Genomic DNA, 2,484 nt, shown 5'->3' with positions numbered 1-2,484 from the left:
ATCCTGGAGACACGCCTCAGCACGCGTCAGCGAGCGATCCTAAGGGGATTGCTGGATGGGCACACCTGGCGGCAGATCGGCGACACGCTGGGCTGCACATCGGCCAACGTCGCCTACCACGTCCGTGGAATCCGGCAGGCCTACGCCGACGTCACCCAGAGCGCGTGCGCTGTGGACTAGTGGGTCGGCGAGACAGAGGAGAGGGAGAAGACACAGTGGGCGAGGAGCTTTCGGGCTCCTCGCCCACTGTGTTTTCAACTTCAGCACCAAGAGGAATGGCGCGGCGCGTGGCCCAGGCACGGGGGACAATCACTCCGTGCAGCTCGGGAATGGCAGCTTCGATGAGGCTACGGAAGGTGACATAGCAGTGAGCACAGCCGAGAAGCCCCTCCGCGCAGAGCGCGTCAAACGTGAGCCCACACCGACGGCAAGCCGTTCCCTGCCAGATGTCTTTGCGGATTGCGATACCGAAATTGTACCACGGTATCGAAAAGGTTAGCGGCGACCTGCGGCTTTGCGGGCGCTCTTGTAGCGGCTCTCACGGTCGTTGCGTGCGCCGAGCCCAACACTGGGGCCATCACCTGCCATCGCCCGCAGAAGCTGCTTCAAGTCCAGCGGCTTGCCACATCCGGAGCAGAAAAACTGATTGCGCATAATGGCAGAGGGGGGCAACATACAAGTAAAGCTACAATTAGGGCAAGTGACGGTTAACTCGCGGCGTCCGCCGCCCATTACAGGGGATTTCATTTTTCAACTCCTTACCAGCACACTCTAAGTGCCTTTGCGAAACTTTTCACAAACCACTGCTCTCGCATAAAAAAACGGCCAGGAAACAACCTGCCGTTTATGTTTTTGTGACAAACAAACTCTTTGCACTCTTAGTTGCACAACAAAATCAGTATACCATAGTCTACTTAGATACAATAGAGTTGAGTTTGGTATGCCTTGGCCTATCCAGCTTGATTATCAAGAAGCACTTGCCTTCCCACACTACTGTGTCATCAATATTGAGCTGATAACCACTCTCATTGCCTCCCCGTGACTCTTTGGGTTAAGCGATATCAGTGCGTGGGTAGCGGATGCCTGTTCCGTCCCACCCGAGCGTGACCGACCGGCTTAAGCCGCTACACCGCGTAGCAGCTTAAGCCAGTCTGATCACGGATGTAGAGGCGGTTCTCCACGACGGCGAGCTGAGACCAGATCGTGCCGGGTTCCGCCACTTTATAGGTCTTGAGCAGCTTGAACGCGCTTGGGTTCGCGGCGATGACGTAGAGCTCACCAAGATCGCTGAGCACTAAAATGCTCTCACCGGCCACCACAAGAGAGGCAAAGTTTTTCCCCATCCGATTGGGGCTGCTCCAGATCGTTTTTCCACTCTCGCAGTCAATGCAGACAATGCGACGCGAGCGGGCATCCAGCCCGATTACATGATCTTTGACAATCACCGGTGTGGCGAGATACGGGCTTAGCTCCGCACTCTGCCAGGCGACTTTCTGGCCCCCCGCTCCCAGTTCCAAGGCAACAATCGGTTTTGCCTCATGCGAGATCAGCACTCGGTTACGCCAGAGCAGTGGCGTTACAATTGTCTGCTCGTAGAGGCAGGTAACGGGGTATTCCCAGAGGAGGGCATGGGTTTTGGGGTGGAGCCCGACCATTCGCTTTCCCGTGAACGCCACAAGCTGTTGCGTGCCAGCCACCTCACCCAGAACCGGTGAGGCATAGCTGGAGCGGTCGTCGAGAGCTTTCCAGAGCAGCTTGCCCGTCGTACGGTCAAAGGCAGCAATCGATCCCGCTTTTTTCCCGCCCACTGACAAGATGACTTCCTCTCCAACTGCCAGCGCAGAACTTGTCGCGCCGCAGACCGGGAACCACTTATCCCCAATAGGCTCGAGCTCGACGCCCCAGAACTCTTTTGCCAGGTCGTGCTTCCAGATAATTTTTCCGGTGCGGGCCGCAAAGCAGTGGAGCATCCCGCCGAGACCGAGCATGTAGACCTGTCCGCGATCTACTGTAGGGGTAGAGTTGGGGCCTTTGCCTGCTGTGGGATCGGGTGGCGCGAACGTCGAAAGATAGGCGTGTGTCCAGAGTGTCTTACCGGTTTTATCGTCAATAGCGTGGCAGACCTCCTGGCTGACTTTTGTGTCGCGGCTCTGAATAAAGACCGTACCGTCGGCGATCACCGGCGATGAGTACCCAATCCCAAGCGGCACGCGCCACTTCGGTTTAGGGAGGGCCGCTGGCCAGCTTGCTGGGAGCTTTGTCCCCTCGGCGATTCCATTGCGCTGTGGTCCCCGCCACTGTGGCCAGTTGCTCATAAGTAAAACCTCTTCTCTAGCCCACTCACCTAAAGGCAAGGTAGCTCTTGATATTTATCGTATCCAACGATTCACTACCCGACACATTTTGTCGCCCCTTTTGTGTGAACTAGACGCATTCTCAGAGGGATACCTTTGTTGAGGCAGTATTCCACCCAGTTGAGCCCGA

General features: G+C 56.6%; 3 protein-coding genes. 1 reads left to right on the top strand and 2 read right to left on the bottom strand.

Annotated elements, in window-relative coordinates; translation table 11 throughout:
* A partial coding sequence (locus ACH2EH_RS00385) for a LuxR C-terminal-related transcriptional regulator (protein WP_395137707.1) occupies positions 1 to 180 on the top strand: 180 nt, incomplete at its 5' end.
* Positions 181 to 495: 315 nt separating this feature from the next.
* Here the strand turns inward: ACH2EH_RS00385 and ACH2EH_RS00380 are convergent.
* Both ACH2EH_RS00380 and ACH2EH_RS00375 read right to left on the bottom strand, forming a co-directional pair.
* On the bottom strand, positions 496 to 747 hold the full coding sequence (locus ACH2EH_RS00380; RefSeq protein ID WP_309689567.1) for a hypothetical protein: 252 nt from the start codon (positions 745 to 747) through the stop codon (positions 496 to 498).
* A 377-nt stretch (positions 748 to 1,124) separates the two neighbouring features.
* Complete coding sequence (locus ACH2EH_RS00375) at positions 1,125 to 2,315, bottom strand: PQQ-binding-like beta-propeller repeat protein (RefSeq protein WP_395137705.1); 1,191 nt, start codon at positions 2,313 to 2,315, stop codon at positions 1,125 to 1,127.
* Positions 2,316 to 2,484 lie beyond the last annotated feature (169 nt).

This window comes from Armatimonas sp., from assembly GCF_043760365.1.
In the GTDB taxonomy this organism is placed as follows: Bacteria; Armatimonadota; Armatimonadia; order Armatimonadales; family Armatimonadaceae; genus Armatimonas.
The sequence above is the reverse complement of the archived record's forward strand: the minus strand, read 5'-3'. Positions and strand labels throughout refer to the sequence as shown.